The following is a 19,087-nucleotide window of genomic DNA, read 5'->3' as shown; positions in this document are numbered from 1 at the left end:
AATCAAACACTTTGAAATTCAAAGTACTTTTAATATTAAAATCCAATTAAAAAAAACCTCTAAAATTAAATCTATGCAACTCATAATCAGACTTTTCAATAGCAACCGAAAAACCAACAGCATATTATTGCTTTTCACGACTTATTCTCTCATTTTGTTAGCTATAAGAGCAAAATTGACCAACACAATTTATCTCTTTTTCTTAGTCTGGAACCTATTTCTGGCTTTCATTCCTTACTTTTTCATTACCTATTTAAAAACCCAAATTTCTTTCCAAAAAAGTAAAATTAAAGCTCTATTACTTCTCTTTTTCTGGATTCTTTTTCTACCCAATTCATTTTACATCCTGACCGACTTAATTCATTTATCACAATCAAGCAATCTTTTGGTTTGGTTTGATTTGATCATCATTAGTTCCTATGCATTAATTGGATTTACCATTGGTATTATTTCATTAATAGAATTTGAAAATATTATAAAAAACTATACCACATCACTTATTACTAAATTAATGATGCCGTCAATCTGCTTTTTATGTGGTATTGGAATTTATCTGGGTAGGATTCTACGATACAATAGTTGGGACATTTTGAGTAATCCCCTAGAATTGATTCATGACATTCTAATTTCTTTATTATCGGTACACGCATTATTGTTCTCCTTTTTTTTTGGAGCCTATATCTATTTATTTTATTTCTTGAAAAAATTTCATTCAACCATAAATCCCTTATAAATCATGCAAACTACCCTAACTCAAGAGGAACCTTTTGAAGGCAGAACCTCCACAGAACTCGCCGTTGGTTGCTTTACAATTGGCACATTGTTTTTCATTCTTTTTCTGACGCTAAAGGATACTTCTTTTGTTTTAATCATTGGATTTATCTTCATGATTATGGCACTATTTCTCAATGCAATAATGTTTTGTCACCTCTTGTATCATTTTTACATTTTTCCCCAACAGCGGAAATACATTGGGATTAAAATTATAATTCTATTGAGCAACATTCCTGCAGCATTTCTGTATTACAGTTTTCTAAACACCCAAAAACTATTGTAATTTTTTGACTATAAAGACCAAAACATGTAGACGCCTAACCGAACAAAATCCTTTTATAAATGGGCATTTTCAAATGAACTGGCCATTGGTTCATTTGTGATTGGAACCCTATTGCTTCTATTATTTAAATCCAGTACTCATGCTGGTATGATTTTACTAATAGGCTTTTATTATGTGCTTTTTTCAATAATTACTAACTCTATAATGCTGCTCTATCTTATTTTTCTCTCTATCATTTTACCTGAGGAGCGAGAAAATTTAGCCTTCAAAATTATTCTTTTATTGTGCAACATTCCCATTGCAATACTGTATTACAATGTTATTTTTTAATCATTACTAAACAACAAAAAAAATGGAAACTCCAGAAAATCAAAACCCAACTCCAACACCTTTTTTTCAATCCAATACTGCTAAAATGTTCATGGTAGGATTGCTAACCCTCATTTTGCTCATTCCGCTGGAATTTGTCAAAAGTTTGATTCAGGAACGCTCGAACCGTCAAGAAGAAGTTATCTCCGAAATCAATGACAAATGGGGTGAAAGCGTCTATTTTTATGGTCCAATACTAAAAGTTCCTTATACCGTTTTTGAGGAAACGCTTTCCATTAACCAAAAAACCAATGAAACGGTAAAACAGCAAAAAGCAATTACCAAATACGCCTATTTCTTCCCGGAAGACTTGAAAGCCAAATCGAACGTTACTACCAAGTTACTTAATAGAAACAACTACGAATCGGTCGTATACAGTTCCAAAATGAATTTTGAAGGGAATTATATTCAACCCGATTTCAGCAGTAAAAATATTCCAACCGAAAACATTCAATGGAATAAAGCCACCATATTGATAAAAACAACCAACTTAAAAAGCATCAAAGACGAGGTAAAAATAAATCTTGGCGGTAATAAATTGACATTTGAACCTGTTTACAGCACCAACATAACCGATTCAATACAAGCACTGGAAACCGGTTTTATAGACCTAAAAAACACTTTAAAGACGGTCAAAACCAACTTTGGATTCGACATCACCTACAACGGAAGTAAGCAAATAAAAATGGTTCCTATTGGTAAAACTACGCAGTTAAGCATGCAATCCAATTGGGCTTCGCCAAGCTTCACCGGTAATTTCCTTCCAGACGATAAAACCAAAAAAATCAACAGTGACGGTTTTGTGGCTAATTGGAAAATACTTCACATTAACAGAGCTTTTTCACAACAATTTTTCGAAGTCTTACCCGATTTAGGAACCTATGCCTTTGGAGTTGACTTTGTGATTCCCGTAAACCAATACCAACAGAATGAAAGAGCCGCTAAATATGGCTTTCTGGTGATTGGCCTGACGTTTTTGGTTTTCTTTCTAATCCAATCCATCAGCAAAATCAGGATTCATATTTTCCAGTATACCATGATCGGGTTGGCACTGATTTTATTTTACACATTGCTGATTTCAATCACCGAACACAGTAGCTTCACGAAAGCCTACCTCATCGCAGCAACAGCAATCATAGCATTGATATCGCTGTACTCCGTTTCGATCCTAAAAGGAAACAAATTCCCTATTTTCATCGCAGGATCACTCACTGGGTTGTACACCTTTATCTATGTCATCATACAACTGGAAAACTATGCATTATTGGTGGGAAGTATCGGTTTGTTTGCTATCCTTGCAGCAGTAATGTACTTTTCAAGAAAAATAGACTGGAACAAATAAACTAAAATAATCAGGAGCTAATCCTGCTACCCATTGCAATCCACGCCCAAAAGCAGGGGATTTTCACCGCAAACGTAGGTGACTGAACTCCAGTTATAATAAAAATTAAGTGAAGTAATCTAGGAAAGGGCATTCATTTTTATAAGAACTTTTTATTATTGATTTGATATCCCGTAAGCTCTTTTTCCACATATAAAAAAACCACAAAGTAATAGGTTCATTACTTTGTGGTTTTTTACTTTTAAATTATTCCTCTTTCTGTGTGGTTCAGTTTAAGGAATTCTTGAATTGTACTTTGCAAAGCTCACGACAAATTGATTTTATTACCATTCAATTCCTCGCCATTTAAATCATGATTTTTTATCTCTCAGATTTTTGGTTTATTTTATTTGCAAAGGAGATTAGCAGTACTAAAAGTAAAATTCCTGCAACAATACCTAATTCTAAAATTAAATGCATTTTGGATTTTTTTATGTTAGACTTTACATTTTTATTAGCTGTGTTGAATGCAAAAATAATCGCTTTTATATTCGAAAATACTTCATACTCAACACAAATCATCTAATACTCCAAAGTTAAAAAAAATAAGATTATGTCAAAATATTGTCGATGAAATGCATCATTTTTGATAAACTAAACGTATTAATCGTACGGAAAAATCATTGCGCTTTAGAAATTTATTTAATTCAATTCTCTTTTCTTACATTATATAAAAATCAATATTAAGAAATAACTCATGTATTGATCGGTAAACTTTTTTTTTGGTTATCCTGATGACAATATTGATTACCATCTCGTTACTTTTTTCTTTATGAGAAGATTTTTATGACTAACCAACCTTATAAACTAATCAGGATATGATTTACAAATCCATTTCTTTAAAGGCACTTTTGCGTAAGGGATTGCAGCGGTATCCTTTATTTTTTTCTTTCAAAAAATAAAGATGAAGCCAAAAGCCCGACCCAGTTGTAAAAAACAAAGGAGGCACGACTGAGATTTTCACAACTGGGATACGCCCTTATTATGATTTTTGGTCTTAATAAGTCAAAAAGTTTAGTATTTTTGGAAACTGAAAATGAAATGATGAAAAAATTTATGATTTTGCTAATGGTTTTGGCCATTGGTGTAGCTTTATATGAGCAAACAAGCGCCGATAAAAATGTGTATGTAATGGTGATTGCCATTGTCATTTTTATGATGGGAATGATGAAGTTGAGCAGTAAGACTCCAAGTAAAAATCAAGATAAAGAAAAAGATGATGTTTAGTAAAGGTGATAAAGTTTCGGTGTTGGATGAAGCGGTTGATGGTGTTGTCTTGTCGGTCAAAGACAAGGTCATCACTATTGAAACAGCAGATGGTTTTGTGATGAATTTTGCCACCAATGAGCTCATCAAAATAGGAGAATCTGCCAATTTGATGGAGGAAATAAAAGGTATCAACATCAATGAAATAAAGAAAGAAAAGGAGATCCCAAAACCTCGAAGCTTTGTAAAAGAGAAGAAAGACAAACATGAATTGCCAGTGCCGGAGTTTGATCTACATATCGAAAAACTGGTGCCCAATAAACGTGGGATGTCAAATTACGATATTTTGACTTTGCAGTCGGAAACAGCTAAACGTCATATTGAGTTTGCGATTCGCAATCGGATTCCAAAGATTGTTTTCATCCACGGCGTGGGTGAAGGTATTTTGAAAGCCGAATTGGATTTTCTATTTGGCCGTTATGACAATATTGTTTTTCAGGATGCCAATTACCAAAAATATGGTGCCGGTGCAACCGAAGTTTATTTTAAACAGAACAATAAATAAGTATCCTTAACTCCATAAAAAAACGTCAATGCTTAATTAAAAGTATTGACGTTTTTTTTTATGTGTTTCAAGATTTTTATCATGGTATTTTAGTTTGTAACTCGCCATATTTATAACTGGTTCCCAATTGAAAATTATTTGTGTCTTTTTCAAGCGTTACATTCTTAAGAATAATGGTATGTTTGAAAGTATTTGGGCCACTTGTAGTAGTAGTAACTTCTATTACTCCCCCAGCTTTTCCTAACCATGTTTGATTAACGGTAGGCAATAATGGATCTGTTGTTTGACAAAAATAAGATGGTGGTACCACACCGTTAAACAAACGGTAAACTAATTTATTTTTGACAAGTCCTATTACTCCAGTTCTTGGAGAACCAACAGGCGTAACCGCATTTACAATTAATGCTGGATCGATATTCAGTGTAAAAGCCTCGCTTTCGGTAAAATCATATACTTGACCATTTGCACATATATTCAAAAGTCCCTGAAAACCAAATGGCAATGGATCTACCGTTTTCAAGTAATCACCAAAAGGAAAAGTTTCATAAAACTGAGTTGTACCATCAGGTTTTGTGAAAGTGATATTTTGTAAAATAATATTATTATTGTATCCTGTTATTCGGGTACTGTTATCTGTTTCGTTCAATTTCTTTACAGCAGTAGTTGTAATTTGAATGATACCCGAAGATGCTTCCCATTGATTTTTTATATTGGGAGTCGCCGGAGGAATTAAAGCACATATATTTGCGGCAGCTACTTTACCGTCATAAAAATTATACACCACTCGATTTGTCGTATTAATGTCTAATTTTATTGGGTCATTCACAGGTGTAGGGTTCTCTGTAAAAGTTACTTCTGGAATATTCAGAATTAAAGATTCACTTTCTTTGAGTTTAAAAATAAGATTATTATCAGAACAACTGCTTGTAGTTACATCCGAAAAATCAATTGTATCCACTATTAAATCACCATCATCACAGCCCGAAAAAGCAAATACACAAATCAAAATTCCTAAAAATCGTTTCATTATTTTATATTTTGAACAAAAATAGAATTTTTAATTTGTTTCTTAAACTTTAGTAACCAAAAACCTGATATTTAACTGAAAAATTACTGAGAAACTAAGCCTCTAAGACACTAAGCTTTAAAATAAAGTAATTATCCCTTATTTTGGTTATTAGATTATTAAAAAACAGAGAACAAATCTCTTTCCATCTTAGTTTCACAGATTGTCAGCAACTTATTAAAGACATTGATTCACTACAGAAATCCTTATCTTTGTGGCGAATTTTACTTTTCGATGAAAAAATACAAATACTATTTCGCCGCTTTTTTAGCATTTTTCATATGGGGCTTTTTCAGTCTGGCACTAAAACCCATATCGAGTTATCCTTCTTTGGATATTTTATTCTACCGTGTGTTTTTCAGCGTACTGACGATGACGGTAATAAATCTTGTTTTTAGAAAAAAGAATATCCGTAAAAATTGGAATGATTTCTCAGTAATGCCTTTAAAAAAGAAAAGAAGTATAGTTATTTTGACTCTTTTGGGAGGTATGATTCTAGCATCCAATTGGTTTATTTTCATTTATGTTGTCAATCATGTGAGTGTGAAAGCGGGTTCACTTGCTTACTTAATCTGTCCAATTTTGACAACAGTTTTTGCTTTCTTTTTACTTCACGAAAAACTGAGTAAATGGCAATGGTCAGCAGTTTTTATAAGTGTTATAAGCTGTATTTCATTGTCTCTAAATCACTTTCAGGACATTTTTTATAGTTTGGTCGTGGCAGCAACTTATGCATTGTATTTGGTCAGCCAGCGCAAGAATAGTGAACTTGATAAGTTTCTTCTTTTGAATATACAGTTACTTTTTATTGCATTGCTAATTTTGCCCTTTTATCCAAAATACAGTGGTGCAATCCCAACAGAACCTTTATTTTATATGTGCCTATTCTGCATTGTTGTATTTTTTACGATTGTTCCGCTTTTTTTAAATTTGTATGCTTTAAAAGGTATCAACTCATCGACTGTGGGCATCCTGATGTACATCAATCCAATAATCAATTTTACCTTAGCTATTTTTTACTTTAAAGAACAAGTTACTTTGCTTCAAATGTTTTCTTATTCTCTAATTTTGATTTCAATCATTGTTTTCAATAAGAACGTAATTTTTGGCAAAAAACACAAATTCAAAGTAACTGCTGAGGGTTCAAAATCTATATAAAAAATGAAAAAAGTATATCTTGATAACGCTTCCACTACTGCACTTCATCCCGAGGTAATTTTGGAAATGACCAAAATATTAACCGAAGATTATGGTAATCCATCCTCAACACATAGTTTGGGACGCAATGCTAAAAGCATTCTTGAACTTTCCAGAAAATCAATCGCAAAGCAAATAAACGCTTCTGCAGCCGAAATTATTTTTACTTCCTGCGGCACAGAAGCCAATAACTGGATTATGCGTTCTGCCATTAAAGATTTAAAGGCAACTCGCATTATTACAAGCAAAATAGAGCATCATGCGGTATTACATACTGCCATTGCGTTACAAAATGAATATGACATTCAAGTAGATTACGTAAAAATTAAACCCAATGGCGAAGTTGATTTAACCCATTTGGTCGAATTATTATCAGAAGAGAAAAAGACTTTGGTTTCCTTAATGCACGTCAATAATGAAACAGGAACTATTTTGGATCTTGACAGAGTGAGCCAAATTTGTCAAGAGCACCATGCTTTACTTCATTCGGATACGGTACAATCTATTGGGAAAACCAAAATTGATTTGCAACATACTCCTATCGATTTTATTGTAGCCAGTGCCCATAAATTTCACGGCCCAAAAGGCGTTGGTTTTGCTTTTGTTCGAAAAAATACAGGATTACAGCCTTTATTTTTTGGCGGTGAACAAGAAAAAGGACAGCGTCCAGGAACCGAAGCCATACATCAAATTGCAGGAATGGCAAAAGCCTTGGAACTTTCTTATCAAAACCTTGAAAGCGAAAGTCAATATATTTCATCATTGAAAGACTATGCCATCGAAAGACTAAAAACAGATTTCCCGGGATTTAAAATCAATGGAGAAAAAGCACTCTACAATCTACTCAATGTCGTTTTGCCTTTTGACGAAAGTAAAATTTCTATGCTTTTATTTCATTTAGACATGAAAGGTATTGCTGTTTCCAGAGGTAGTGCTTGTCAATCGGGCAGTATTAGGCCTTCTCACGTTCTGGCTGAAATGTTATCTGATGAGGACTTAAAAAAACCGAGTATCCGAATTTCTTTCAGTCATTTTAACACCAAAGAAGATATTGATTTATTAATTGAAGGGCTCGGGAGCATCTAACTTTTTACTTATTAAAAAAATTGGTTATTTTTATATTTTTTTTTCATAATTTTAACATAAAAAATGAAAAACACCATCATTATTGTGTTAATATATTCATTACCCTTTACTTCCTATGGCCAACTTAATGATGACATCGAAATTGGTTTCAATTTTGGATTAAACACATCAGCTGTAACTAATTCTGCAGAATTTGGCGATAGTTCAGATTCTAATCATGGAATCAATTTAGGAGCCTCAATCGATTACTATTTTTCTAGAAATTTTAGTTTGAAAGCAAAATTAATATATGATCAAAAAGGCTGGGAAAATAAATTTATAATAGACCCAAATTCTGGAATAGTTTACAATAACAATAATACCCTTGATTACAATCTGAATTATTTGACTATTCCTATTGCTGTCAATTGGCATTTCGGAAAAATTTTCTATATAAATCTTGGTCCATATGTCGGAATACTTCTAGGAGCAAAAGAAACCGGTACAGATTCAAATATTAAAAACAACTTTGAATCTATTGATTATGGTTTACAAATGGGAGTTGGGGTAAAAATTCCAATAAATGATAAATATAAAATTTTCTTTGAGTGGGAAGGCCAAGGAGGACTTCCTGATATAGCTACAATAAATTATGATTCAACTGTGTATAATAGTAGAGGAAGTTTTAATCTAGGAGTTAATTTTGTTTTAAAATAAATTGACGCGAGATAAAAACGGGCTCTAAACAAATCAACCAAAAATTAGTTAACTTTCTTTGCTGCCTTTTCCTGTTTTTTGAAATAACCTCGCAACAGAAAGCTATGTTTCATCGCTTCGAGATCTTCGTTCAAGAGGATAGTCGCTTTATTTAAGTTTGTCATCGTCGAATCTATTTTTTTAACCAAATGGGGATCATTAGATAAATAATTTATCGCACCATTTCCGTTTTTAGCATTCGTAATTGTTGCGTTTAAGTTGGTTACCACTTTGTTTATCTCTTGACTTGATTGATCCAAGTTGACAACGATTGTTCTTATTTTTTGTGCTGTAACTGGATCATTCAATACTCCTATTACACTGTTTTTATCTCCCAAAGCCATAACCGTTTTATTAAGGTTATCTACGATTTCGGTTGTGCCTTTACTCGTCATTTTCAGATAATTCATGGTTTGTTTCAAATCGGATGCCATAATCGTGTCGTTGAGCAAAGTTCCCAAAGAGCCTTTGCCCTGAGTGATTTCTTTGGTGATTTTAAGTAAATCGGCTGTGAGTAAAGCGGCATTTTTATTGGTTACACTCAGCGTATTCAACAAATCATCGGTACGAACACGACCCGAGGATTGTATGATGTCGCCTGCTTCAATATGCCGTTGATTTCCTTTTCCTGGAGCAATATTGATTACCATACTTCCTACCAAACCATCCGAACCGATACTGGCCAGAGCATTTTTTTTGATGTGTGGGAACATTGATTTATCGATAATCATATCCACATTGATAGTAGTATCATTTATCATTTCTATCCCCCTAACCGTTCCAATATTGATACCGGAATACCGAACATTATTTCCTAATTGCAATCCATTTACATTGCTAAAAACAGCCGTAAGATGATCGGTACTACCAAACATTTTTTGTTTGTTACCAATAAAATACACGACAAGAACAAAGAGGGTTAGTCCCGATATGACAAAAATTCCTAATTTAATTTTCTCTGAAGCAGTTTTTTCCATTTTATACTTATTTAAAGAAAGCTTGCACTTTGGGATCTTTGGAAGTTGACAAACTCTCAAAGGTTCCTTCAGCATAATTTATTCCGTCAATTAATAAAATCATTCTGTTAGAAATCATTCTGGCACAATCAACATCGTGCGTTATAATTATAGATGATGTATTGTATTTTTTTTGAACAGACATCATCAGCATTAAAATTTCTTTTGATGTAATAGGATCCAATCCTGTTGTAGGCTCATCATAGAGAATAATTTTTGGTTTCAAAATTAAAGTTCTCGCCAAAGCAATTCTACGCTTCATTCCGCCTGAAAGCTCATTTGGCAACAAATCTATAGTATTAGCCAAACCAACACTTTCCAATGCTTCCATAACCAATGGCGTGGTATCATGAATAATTCCGAATTTTTTGGTGTGCCGTCTCAAAGGAAATTCTAAATTTTCACGGACCGACATAGAGTCATACAAAGCGCTACCCTGAAAAAGAAAACCAACCTCGGTTCGAAGTTCATCCAAAGCTTCTCGAGAAAGCTTTTTGATGTCTTTTTCCATCACTTCAATACTGCCTTGGTCCGGTTCTTCCAATCCAATAAGACATTTGATCATTACCGACTTACCTGATCCCGACTTCCCCATTACAACCAAATTTTCGCCTGGAAACAATTCTAAATTAAATCCATCCAAAACATGGTTATCACCAAAGCTCTTTTTTAAATCTTTGATAACCACAATTGCTTTTTTATTTTTTTCATTCGAATCCATAGCACTAAACATCGTAAAAAACATTAGAAACAAAAACCGCTATAAAATCAATGATAAAAAGTAACATTGAGGAAAAAACCACCGCCGAATTAGCCGCCAACCCAACTCCTGCTGTTCCTTTTTTGCAATAATATCCTTTAAAACAACCAACCAATCCAATGGCAAAGCCGAAGAAAAAAGACTTAATCGTTGAGGGAATGACATCAAAAAACTCGAGATGATTAAAAACCTGAGTAAAATATAACAATAGTGAAACATCTCCTTTTAAATTTTCGATCAAAAAAGAACCAAAAAGTGCCACTCCATCTCCAATAAAAACCAAAATAGGTAACATTAAAGTAGTCGCCAATATTCGGGTTACCACTAAATATTTGAAGGGATTTGTTCCAGAAACTTCCATTGCGTCTATTTGCTCAGTTACACGCATAGAACCCAATTCGGCTCCAATTCCTGAACCAATGCGCCCTGCACAAATTAGAGCGGTAATGATAGGGCCAATTTCTCTAATGATAGAAACACTCACCATGGCAGGAATCCACGAAACGGCACCAAATTGTTGTAAAGTAGGTCTGGATTGTAAGGTAAACACCAATCCTATGATAAATCCCGTAACCCCAACCAGAAGCAAGGAACGGTTCCCCATATTATAGCATTGCCTAAGAAACTCTTTAAACTCTAACGGACGTTTAAATACTTCCTTGAAAAAACGACCCGCAAAATCAGACAGCTCGCCAATTTCTATAAGAAAATCTTTGAATACTTCAATAATTCTAAAAACACTATTCATTCGGTTTATGAATTAATTTTTAATACGAATCTTACTCAAATATACGAATATTCAATTGATTTTCTCTGCATTAAAATCCACAAAATGAATCGTGTGAAGAATCTAATTCTCATATAGACGTAATCTGTTTTGGGCAGTCATCAAATCTTTTTGCAAATGTTCAATTTTTTGCAAAAGATTAAAAACGACATCAATTCCTTCCGGATTCACTTCCAATTCGTGATGCAATCGAATCATTCGTTCCAAATTATGCATCTGATTTTCGTTGACATACGGAGATTGCTCCATAACTTCAATTTCAATTAAGCCTAAATCTTGCAAATGGTTAAAAAATGAAAGCTCTATTTGATAATGAGAACTAATTGTTTGCAAAAGTATCCAGTTATCTGTTTTCATGTGTGTGAAATTTATTTATCAACGTCATATATGTTATGTTTCGCCAATTCGCTATGCTCGGGTCGCCTTTTTATTAATTGGTATTGCTTACGCAAACTTTTTTAATGGCGATTTCATATCTTTCTAAGCTCAGCTAATTCTGAAAATAATTCTTTTTCTTTTTCGGTAAGGTTTGTGGGTAATATAATTTGATAGGAAATATATAAATCTCCATATTCTCCTTCTTTTTTATACACTGGAAATCCTTTGCCTTTTAGTTTTACTTTGGTGCCATTTTGCGTACCTGGCTTAACGGTTAATTTTACTTTGCCATCAAAAGTATTGGCTGTAATTTCCCCTCCTAAAAGTGCTGTATACAGATCCAAGTCAACAGTAGAGTACAAATTGTGCTTGTCAAGTTTAAAATTGGTGTGATTTTCGATGTTAAAAGTAAGATACAAATCACCTTTTGGGCCTCCATTGGCCCCTTCTCCACCCTGTCCGCTTATTTTTATGACCTGACCGTTTTCAACACCGGCAGGAATAGTTAGCCGTATATTTTTTCCATTGATTGTAAGGGTACGTTTGTGCGTGGCATAAACGTCTTTTAAGTCCAAATTCAATTCGGCATTAAAATCCTGACCTTTAAACGCAGCGGTTCTGCGACTTCCTCTTTGTCCTCCGCCGCCAAACATCGATTCAAAAAAATCAGAATAGTCACCACCGCCAGAAAACCCGCCAAAACCCCCTTGTTGACCTCCGGCATTTTGATATTGCTGTTGCTGTTGTCTGGCTTTTTCATATTCCTCACCGTGTTGCCAGTTTTCGCCATACTGATCGTATTTTTTTCGGTTTTCAGGATTACTTAATACCTCGTTGGCTTCATTTAGTTCTTTGAATTTTCTCTCGGCTTCTTTGTCGTTTGGATTTAGATCAGGATGGTATTTACGTGCCAATTTTCGATACGCTTTTTTGATATCCGCTTCTGATGCGCTTTTATCAATCTCCAATACTTTGTAATAGTCTATAAATGCCATTTTACTATAATTTTAGGATACAATAACCTATTTTAAAATCAAAAGGAATCCACTTCAGCTTTTATAAAAAAATGAATATTTCACTCTCAAATTTAAGCATTTTCTTTAATTTAAACTATGATAAAATGTTTTATTAGAGCAAATTACACAAAAACAAAAAAAGCCCTAAAGAAGGCTTTTAGAACAATTCAAAATCGAGAAAAATTAACTCAAAGCAAATGCAACAGCTGCATTGGAATGAATCATAGCAGTGTCAAAAACAGGCACCTGAACTTCTTCTTGCTTTACCAATAATGGAATTTCTGTACAACCCAAAATAATTCCTTGGGCCCCGTTATTTATAAGTTTTTCGATAATAGAAAGATATCTTGCCTTGGTACTTTCCAGAATTAATCCTTTTCCCAATTCATTAAAAATGGTATCGTGTATAAAATCTCTGTCGTCAGCTTCAGGTATTATTGTTTCAATATCAAGAGCGGATAATTTGTCTTTAAAAAAATCCAATTCCATCGTAAACTTTGTTCCAAGAAGACCCACTTTTTTAAAATTGCCTTTTTGGATTTCCTTGGCAGTTTCGGTGGCAATATGAATTAATGGTAAATCGACACTCTCCTGAATTCGATCAGCAATAAGATGCATTGTATTGGCACAAAGAATAATCGCTTCGGCACCACAGTTTTTTAAATTTTGACATGCTTTTGACAACATATTGAATGTCGAATCCCAGTCGTTGTTTTCATTATTCCTTTTGATATCATCATAATTAAAAGAATAAATCATGCACTCGGCAAAATTAACTCCGCCTAACTCTTTATTGATTCCCTCATTTATAAACTTATAATAATCTGCCGTTGACACCCAACTTATACCACCTATGAGTCCTAATTTTTTCATCCTTTTATTCTTTGTTTTTATTTCGCCAATCAAATCTATTAAACCATGGATTAAAAATACGGATATAAACCAGAAAAATAACTACTTAATGCTATCTGTATAATAAAACTATATTTTTCTTAGCTTAATTTTTAATATTACTTATTTTGGTCAAAATTAAAATAAGAAACCAACTAAAAACCATCGGTGTTAAAACGATAAATCAAGGAAAACATCAATTTACCATAATGAACTGGGATAGTTCCAATTAAAATTTTAAAAAATAATATCAAAATACTATAAATAGTAGAAAAGCTTTCTTAAAATTATCAAAACAAATGATTATCCTTTCATAAAAAAATATATTTTTACAATATAAACTTACAATTAAACTTTAAAAAATGAAAAAATTAATTCTTGCCATGTTGTTTGTTGCCTTTTGGGCTGCAAATTCCTTTTCCCAAGAAGCTACTTTTGTCACTTCGGTAGAAGGCATAAAAGAATATAGCTTACCAAATGGAATGAAAATTTTGCTAATCCCGGACGCTGCACAATCAAATGTGATTGTGAATATTGTTTATGGTGTTGGTTCACGTCACGAAGGATATGGTGAATCTGGAATGGCCCATTTGCTGGAACATATGTTATTCAAACGCTCCTCAAAGTTTACGGACATCAAAAAAACAATTGCCGATAAAGGGGCACAAGCCAATGGTACAACCTATTATGACCGTACCAACTATTATGAAATTCTACCGGCAACAGATGAAAATCTAAAATGGGCCTTAGACATGGAATCGGACAGAATGATAACTTCTGCCATACTGCAATCCGATTTGGACAAGGAGTTTAGTGTAGTTCGAAATGAGTTTGAAATAGGAGAAAATGATCCTTCTGGAGTATTAAACGAACGTATTCTCTCTACTGCTTATTTGTGGCATAATTATGGAAAATCAACCATTGGAAGTAAAGAAGATATAGAGCGTGTTCCTGCAAGTCGTCTAAAAGTATTTTATCAAAAATATTACCAACCCAATAATGCCACATTAATTATAGGTGGAAAATTTGATGAGAAAAAAACGCTTTCCTGGATTAAAGAATACTTTGCTCCAATACCAAAATCAAAAAACGAAATTGAAAAAACATATACTGTAGAACCAGCCCAAGACGGGGAACGATTTGTAGAACTCAAAAGAAATGGTGATCTTCAATACATTGCTATGGCTTATCACACTCCCAGTTATTCAGACAAAGAATTTGCTGCCAATAATGCGTTAATCTCAATATTGACCAATAACCCTTCTGGTATTTTGTATAAAACTTTAGTGGAAACTAAATTATCAACTAATGTCTATGGATATACCTTGACATTAAAAGATCCAGCATTCAGTTATTTTGCCTGCGAAATTGCAAAAGATAAAGACATAAACACGGTGCAAAAAGCCTTTTTGGAAACTATGAATAATGTTCCTAAAATGACTTTTACGGAGGATGACCTTAAACGTGCCAAAAATGAATTGCTAAAACAATTTGAAAACACTTATAACAAAACACTGAACTTATCGATTGCTATGACAGAATTCATCGGAGCTGGTGATTGGCGTTTATTTTTTATAGATAGAGACAATATCGAAGCTTTGACAGTTGCCGACATTCAAAACGCTGCCAAAAAATACTATTTGCAAAGCAACAGAACTTGGGGTCGCTTTATACCCGAAGCAACTAGCGAAAGAACCAAAGTTAGCGACACTAAAGACATAGCGGCTCTTGTAAATGGATACAAAGGAAAAGTAATGGAGGCAAATACCAATACCTTTGAAGCCTCTGTTGCCAATATTATAAAATCCACTGAAGAAGGAAAATTAGCATCAGGTGGAAAATATGCATTATTGGAGAAACCTGCCAAAGGAAATAAAATTGAAGCCCGTATATTGTTGAGAATGGGAGATGAAAAATCATTGAGCCAAAAATCAATGATTGCCAATTTAACAGCAAACATGTTAAAATTAGGAACTAAAACCAGAACCAAAAAAGACATTAACGACCAGCTTGACCAATATAAAATAAACTTAAGTGTAGTGGGATCTGTTGATGGTTTATATGTAAGAATCAGTACGGATAAAGCCAATTTAAACAATGCTTTAAACTTGGTACAGGACATTTTGAGAAACCCTTCTTTTGATGTTACTGAATTTGAAAAATTGAAACTGGAATCCAAAAGCGGATTGGAATCCAACAGAAATGAACCTCAAGCTGTTGCAACTCAAGAACTGACAAAAATAACTGCTTTGTACCCAAAAACCCATCCTTATTACTCGGAAACAATTGATGAAAGCCTGGCTACCCTAGACAAAATCACTATTGAAGACCTTAAGAACTTTTATGCAACCTTTTATGGCGGATCTAACAGTATATCTTCGTTTGTAGGAGGTATTGATAAAGATGCCATTAAAAAATTCTTGAGCAGCACTTTTGACAACTGGAACCCGAAAATTGCATACAAAAGAATTCCAACGCAATATTTTGATGTAAAATCAAATGAAAAAACCATCCAAATTAATGACAAAACGAATGCCATTTTATTTGGAAAAATAAATTTGAATATTGGTAAAAAAAATCCAGATTATCCTGCTTTAGAAATGGCAAATGAGTTATTGGGTGGCGGTGCTTTTCTATCCTCCAGAATTCCGCAACGTTTACGTGAAACTGAAGGTTTGAGCTATGGCGCTGGTTCTTATGTACAAGCAAATGCTATTGATCCTACATCAGAATGGGGAATTTATGCTTTTTATAATCCAACAATGAAGGATAAATTGACAACAGCCCTTAATGAAGAAATCCAAAAAGCAATCAGCAAAGGGTTTACCAAAGAAGAATTTGACAGTTCCTTAAAATCTTGGTTGCAAAATAGACAAACAATGCTTGGAACTGATGAGTTCTTGGTTCGTGAACTAAGAGAAAACATGGATTCAGGTCAAACTTTCAAAGACTATGAAGATTTTGAAACTAAAATTAAAAACTTAGATGTTCAAAAAGTAAATACTGCTTTAGTCAAATATTTTGATCCAAAAAAACTAGTGATTGTTCAAGCTGGAGATTTTGTTAAAAAATAATTTTTTGTTACTAAAAAACTAAAGTTCTAAGTTAAACAAAGAAGCTTTAGCCTAGCAAAAATTTAAATCGGAAAAAGGTGTTGATTGCTCAACACCTTTTTTTTGTCACTATTTTTTTTCTGATTTAACCCTAAAACCAAACATTCCATTATTATTTATGGCAAGCCACTTATCCTTTATTTAAAAACTGACACTATGAACTTTAAAAAATTATAAACTCAACAAAACTAAAACAAATCCCAATTAACAATCTAAAATCAGCACTATTTCGTAACTTTATAAGCCCGATTCTTTTCCTAAAAAATATCTTTTCATTTCAAAAAATAGTAGTAATAATTCAATTTTTAAATCTGCTAATTGCTGTTAAAAAATATTTTTTTGCCCTCTAAATAGTAAAGTTCTAACTTAATCTCATTTTAATTTTAAAAAACAAAGTCATGAAAAAACAAACTGGCATCTGGATTGATTCATCAAAAGCAATTATTGTTACTCTTGATGGTGGAAAGCAAAGGGTATCAAAAATCGAATCTGATTTGGAAAATAAAATATACCATCAAAAAGAAGGAAGCAAAGGATCCTTCAATGGTAGTCATCATGGTAGCGATGAAACTAAATTTGAAGAAAGAAGAAAAAATGAAACCAATCATTTTCTAAAAAGCATTCTATCGCATATCAAATTAGTCGATGAACTGTATATTTTTGGACCTGCTGAAACAAAAATAAAATTAGAACAAAAAATAAATTCCGATAAATCATTCGATGCGAGCAAACTAAAATTAGTTGAAACGGCAGAAAACAACATGACCACTAATCAAATCGTAGCCAAAATAAAAAAATTCTATCATTTAACCCACATTCCAAATTAAAAACATATTACATCAGCTCTTGTTTTATCAAATTATCCAGTATCCTATAAAAAAACTAATGTGGTTTACTTCTGAATTAAAAAAGGATAAGATCTGTCATACAAGGTAACCTCATTATTCTACTAAAAAACAATAAGAAATCGAAATGAAATATAGAATCGAGAAAGACACTATGGGCGAAGTCCAAGTCCCCTTAGACAGATACTGGGGAGCACAAACTGAACGCTCCCGAAACAATTTCAAGATTGGGTCGCCGGCATCCATACCAAAAGCTATAATTGAAGGTTTTGCCTACCTCAAAAAAGCAGCCGCCTATACCAATTGTGAATTGGGTGTTTTACACGTCGAGAAACGGGATTACATTGCTTTGGTTTGTGATGAAATTCTGGCTGGACAACTTTCTGAGGAATTTCCGCTTGTGATTTGGCAAACGGGTTCTGGTACGCAAAGCAACATGAATGTCAACGAAGTAATTGCCAATCGTGCTCAGGTACTTAAAAGATTAAGCATTACAGAAGATGAGCCTTTTATCAAAGCCAATGATGATGTCAATAAATCGCAATCGTCCAATGATACTTTTCCAACCGCAATGCATATTGCAGCCTATAAAACAATAGTGGAAAATACTATTCCGAATGTCGAAAAATTAAGAGATACACTTCACAAAAAGGCAACTCAATTTCATTCCGTAGTCAAAATTGGCCGTACCCATTTGATGGATGCCACTCCCCTTACTTTGGGACAAGAAATTTCGGGTTATGTGGCGCAATTGGATAATGGTTTGAAAGCGGTTAAGAACACATTGGGACACTTATCCCAAATCGCTTTGGGAGGAACTGCTGTGGGTACAGGATTGAATACACCAAAAGGATATGACATAAAAGTTGCCGAATATATCACCCAATTTACGGGGCATCCTTTTGTCACCGCACCCAATAAATTTGAAGCGCTGGCAGCTCACGATGCCATTGTAGAAACCCACGGCGCACTCAAACAATTGGCCGTTTCTTTAAATAAAATTGCTAATGATATCCGAATGTTAGCTTCAGGGCCACGCTCTGGAATTGGTGAAATAATGATACCCGAAAACGAACCAGGCTCTTCTATCATGCCTGGAAAAGTAAACCCAACACAATGCGAGGCGCTGACCATGGTTTGTGCTCAAGTGATAGGAAATGATATGGCCATTACCGTAGGCGGTATGCAAGGTCAATATGAATTGAATGTTTTCAAACCGATGATGGCTGCCAACTTTCTGCAATCGGCGGAATTGCTGGGTGACGCTTGTCATTCATTCGACATACATTGTGCTCAAGGAATTGAACCAAACTACAAACGTATTCAAGAATTGGTCAATAATTCATTGATGCTGGTTACGGCTCTGAATACTAAAATTGGCTATTATAAATCGGCTGAAATTGCCCAAACGGCACACAAAAATGGCACCACCCTCAAAGAAGAGGCTGTGAGGCTAGGATATGTGACTCCCGAAGAATTTGATGAATGGGTAAAACCGGAGGATATGGTTTGAGAAGGATTTTAGATTGCAGATTTTAGACTTCAGAATTTTGAATTTACCGAAATCCATACCCATTTAAGCCTAGTAAAGAAAAACCTGCAAATCGACAATTTGCAGG

Annotated in this window: 18 protein-coding genes; 11 read left to right on the top strand and 7 right to left on the bottom strand. The window is 33.8% G+C overall.

From position 1 onward, the window contains the following. The first annotated feature begins 73 nt into the window (after window positions 1-73). The 5 genes from C8C85_RS15105 to C8C85_RS15085 all read left to right on the top strand — a co-directional run bounded on the left by C8C85_RS15105 (window position 74) and on the right by C8C85_RS15085 (window position 4,578). Entirely contained in the window at window positions 74-733 is a 660-nt protein-coding gene (locus tag C8C85_RS15105; RefSeq protein WP_116797807.1) for a DUF1361 domain-containing protein, read from the top strand. A gap of 3 nt (window positions 734-736) precedes the next feature. Beyond that, entirely contained in the window at window positions 737-1,057 is a 321-nt protein-coding gene (locus C8C85_RS18375) for a hypothetical protein (protein ID WP_133243392.1), read from the top strand. Window positions 1,058-1,409: 352 nt separating this feature from the next. After that, window positions 1,410-2,768, top strand: coding sequence for a cell envelope integrity protein CreD (gene creD, locus C8C85_RS15100; RefSeq protein WP_116797806.1), 1,359 nt, complete (start codon window positions 1,410-1,412; stop codon window positions 2,766-2,768). A 1,062-nt stretch (window positions 2,769-3,830) separates the two neighbouring features. Then, entirely contained in the window at window positions 3,831-4,034 is a 204-nt protein-coding gene (locus C8C85_RS15090; protein WP_243412116.1) for a hypothetical protein, read from the top strand. Next, on the top strand, window positions 4,027-4,578 hold the full coding sequence (locus C8C85_RS15085; protein ID WP_116797804.1) for a Smr/MutS family protein: 552 nt from the start codon (window positions 4,027-4,029) through the stop codon (window positions 4,576-4,578). The genes C8C85_RS15090 and C8C85_RS15085 overlap by 8 nt, the downstream gene beginning before the upstream one ends. Before the next feature lie 79 nt (window positions 4,579-4,657). Here the strand turns inward: C8C85_RS15085 and C8C85_RS15080 are convergent, their stop codons facing one another. After that, entirely contained in the window at window positions 4,658-5,605 is a 948-nt protein-coding gene (locus C8C85_RS15080; protein ID WP_116797803.1) for a hypothetical protein, read from the bottom strand. 273 nt (window positions 5,606-5,878) lie between these two features. Here C8C85_RS15080 and C8C85_RS15075 point away from each other — a divergent pair, with 273 nt between their 5' ends. The 3 genes from C8C85_RS15075 (at window position 5,879) to C8C85_RS15065 (ending at window position 8,623) form a co-directional block, all read left to right on the top strand. After that, on the top strand, window positions 5,879-6,802 hold the full coding sequence (locus tag C8C85_RS15075; RefSeq protein ID WP_116797802.1) for an EamA family transporter: 924 nt from the start codon (window positions 5,879-5,881) through the stop codon (window positions 6,800-6,802). A gap of 3 nt (window positions 6,803-6,805) precedes the next feature. Continuing rightward, window positions 6,806-7,927, top strand: coding sequence for a cysteine desulfurase family protein (locus tag C8C85_RS15070; protein WP_116797801.1), 1,122 nt, complete (start codon window positions 6,806-6,808; stop codon window positions 7,925-7,927). A 63-nt stretch (window positions 7,928-7,990) separates the two neighbouring features. Next, window positions 7,991-8,623 (top strand): porin family protein, encoded by a 633-nt coding sequence (locus C8C85_RS15065; protein ID WP_116797800.1) that lies wholly within the window; start codon window positions 7,991-7,993, stop codon window positions 8,621-8,623. Between the two features lie 44 nt (window positions 8,624-8,667). On the opposite strand, the gene C8C85_RS15060 is transcribed toward C8C85_RS15065, so the two are convergent. The 6 genes from C8C85_RS15060 to C8C85_RS15035 all read right to left on the bottom strand — a co-directional run bounded on the left by C8C85_RS15060 (window position 8,668) and on the right by C8C85_RS15035 (window position 13,492). Beyond that, on the bottom strand, window positions 8,668-9,639 hold the full coding sequence (locus tag C8C85_RS15060) for an MlaD family protein (protein ID WP_116797799.1): 972 nt from the start codon (window positions 9,637-9,639) through the stop codon (window positions 8,668-8,670). Between the two features lie 7 nt (window positions 9,640-9,646). Further along, the gene (locus C8C85_RS15055) at window positions 9,647-10,411 is read right to left on the bottom strand and encodes an ABC transporter ATP-binding protein (RefSeq protein ID WP_243412115.1); all 765 of its coding nucleotides are present in this window, start codon (window positions 10,409-10,411) and stop codon (window positions 9,647-9,649) included. Continuing rightward, on the bottom strand, window positions 10,404-11,186 hold the full coding sequence (locus tag C8C85_RS15050; protein WP_116797798.1) for an MlaE family ABC transporter permease: 783 nt from the start codon (window positions 11,184-11,186) through the stop codon (window positions 10,404-10,406). Before C8C85_RS15050 ends, C8C85_RS15055 begins: the two co-directional genes overlap by 8 nt. Window positions 11,187-11,288: 102 nt before the next feature. Further along, on the bottom strand, window positions 11,289-11,582 hold the full coding sequence (locus tag C8C85_RS15045; RefSeq protein WP_116797797.1) for a chaperone modulator CbpM: 294 nt from the start codon (window positions 11,580-11,582) through the stop codon (window positions 11,289-11,291). A gap of 113 nt (window positions 11,583-11,695) precedes the next feature. After that, the gene (locus tag C8C85_RS15040; protein ID WP_116797796.1) at window positions 11,696-12,598 is read right to left on the bottom strand and encodes a J domain-containing protein; all 903 of its coding nucleotides are present in this window, start codon (window positions 12,596-12,598) and stop codon (window positions 11,696-11,698) included. A gap of 204 nt (window positions 12,599-12,802) precedes the next feature. Further along, window positions 12,803-13,492, bottom strand: coding sequence for an aspartate/glutamate racemase family protein (locus C8C85_RS15035; protein ID WP_116797795.1), 690 nt, complete (start codon window positions 13,490-13,492; stop codon window positions 12,803-12,805). Window positions 13,493-13,872: 380 nt separating this feature from the next. Between C8C85_RS15035 and C8C85_RS15030 the strand changes: the two genes are divergently transcribed. From C8C85_RS15030 to fumC, 3 genes are all read left to right on the top strand, one after another. Beyond that, window positions 13,873-16,584 carry a M16 family metallopeptidase gene (locus tag C8C85_RS15030; RefSeq protein ID WP_116797794.1) on the top strand — a complete coding sequence of 904 codons (2,712 nt, stop codon included), beginning with the start codon at window positions 13,873-13,875 and terminating at the stop codon, window positions 16,582-16,584. 437 nt (window positions 16,585-17,021) lie between these two features. Beyond that, window positions 17,022-17,450 carry a hypothetical protein gene (locus C8C85_RS15025; protein WP_116797793.1) on the top strand — a complete coding sequence of 143 codons (429 nt, stop codon included), beginning with the start codon at window positions 17,022-17,024 and terminating at the stop codon, window positions 17,448-17,450. A 145-nt stretch (window positions 17,451-17,595) separates the two neighbouring features. Continuing rightward, window positions 17,596-18,981 carry a class II fumarate hydratase gene (gene fumC, locus C8C85_RS15020; RefSeq protein WP_116797792.1) on the top strand — a complete coding sequence of 462 codons (1,386 nt, stop codon included), beginning with the start codon at window positions 17,596-17,598 and terminating at the stop codon, window positions 18,979-18,981. Window positions 18,982-19,087 lie beyond the last annotated feature (106 nt).

Origin of the sequence: Flavobacterium sp. 103 (assembly GCF_003096795.1) — a bacterium.
In the GTDB taxonomy this organism is placed as follows: domain Bacteria; phylum Bacteroidota; class Bacteroidia; order Flavobacteriales; family Flavobacteriaceae; genus Flavobacterium.
The sequence above is the reverse complement of the archived record's forward strand: the minus strand, read 5'-3'. Positions and strand labels throughout refer to the sequence as shown.

Bases quoted from the DNA above. Each gene is read 5' to 3' on its own strand.
- C8C85_RS15105 (WP_116797807.1), top strand. From the start codon at position 74: ATGCAACTCATAATCAGACTTTTCAATAGCAACCGAAAAACCAACAGC.
- C8C85_RS18375 (WP_133243392.1), top strand. From the start codon at position 737: ATGCAAACTACCCTAACTCAAGAGGAACCTTTTGAAGGCAGAACCTCC.
- creD (WP_116797806.1), top strand. From the start codon at position 1,410: ATGGAAACTCCAGAAAATCAAAACCCAACTCCAACACCTTTTTTTCAA.
- C8C85_RS15085 (WP_116797804.1), top strand. From the start codon at position 4,027: ATGTTTAGTAAAGGTGATAAAGTTTCGGTGTTGGATGAAGCGGTTGAT.
- C8C85_RS15080 (WP_116797803.1), bottom strand. From the start codon at position 5,605: ATGAAACGATTTTTAGGAATTTTGATTTGTGTATTTGCTTTTTCGGGC.
- C8C85_RS15075 (WP_116797802.1), top strand. From the start codon at position 5,879: ATGAAAAAATACAAATACTATTTCGCCGCTTTTTTAGCATTTTTCATA.
- C8C85_RS15070 (WP_116797801.1), top strand. From the start codon at position 6,806: ATGAAAAAAGTATATCTTGATAACGCTTCCACTACTGCACTTCATCCC.
- C8C85_RS15065 (WP_116797800.1), top strand. From the start codon at position 7,991: ATGAAAAACACCATCATTATTGTGTTAATATATTCATTACCCTTTACT.
- C8C85_RS15060 (WP_116797799.1), bottom strand. From the start codon at position 9,639: ATGGAAAAAACTGCTTCAGAGAAAATTAAATTAGGAATTTTTGTCATA.
- C8C85_RS15055 (WP_243412115.1), bottom strand. From the start codon at position 10,411: ATGTTTAGTGCTATGGATTCGAATGAAAAAAATAAAAAAGCAATTGTG.
- C8C85_RS15050 (WP_116797798.1), bottom strand. From the start codon at position 11,186: ATGAATAGTGTTTTTAGAATTATTGAAGTATTCAAAGATTTTCTTATA.
- C8C85_RS15045 (WP_116797797.1), bottom strand. From the start codon at position 11,582: ATGAAAACAGATAACTGGATACTTTTGCAAACAATTAGTTCTCATTAT.
- C8C85_RS15040 (WP_116797796.1), bottom strand. From the start codon at position 12,598: ATGGCATTTATAGACTATTACAAAGTATTGGAGATTGATAAAAGCGCA.
- C8C85_RS15035 (WP_116797795.1), bottom strand. From the start codon at position 13,492: ATGAAAAAATTAGGACTCATAGGTGGTATAAGTTGGGTGTCAACGGCA.
- C8C85_RS15030 (WP_116797794.1), top strand. From the start codon at position 13,873: ATGAAAAAATTAATTCTTGCCATGTTGTTTGTTGCCTTTTGGGCTGCA.
- C8C85_RS15025 (WP_116797793.1), top strand. From the start codon at position 17,022: ATGAAAAAACAAACTGGCATCTGGATTGATTCATCAAAAGCAATTATT.
- fumC (WP_116797792.1), top strand. From the start codon at position 17,596: ATGAAATATAGAATCGAGAAAGACACTATGGGCGAAGTCCAAGTCCCC.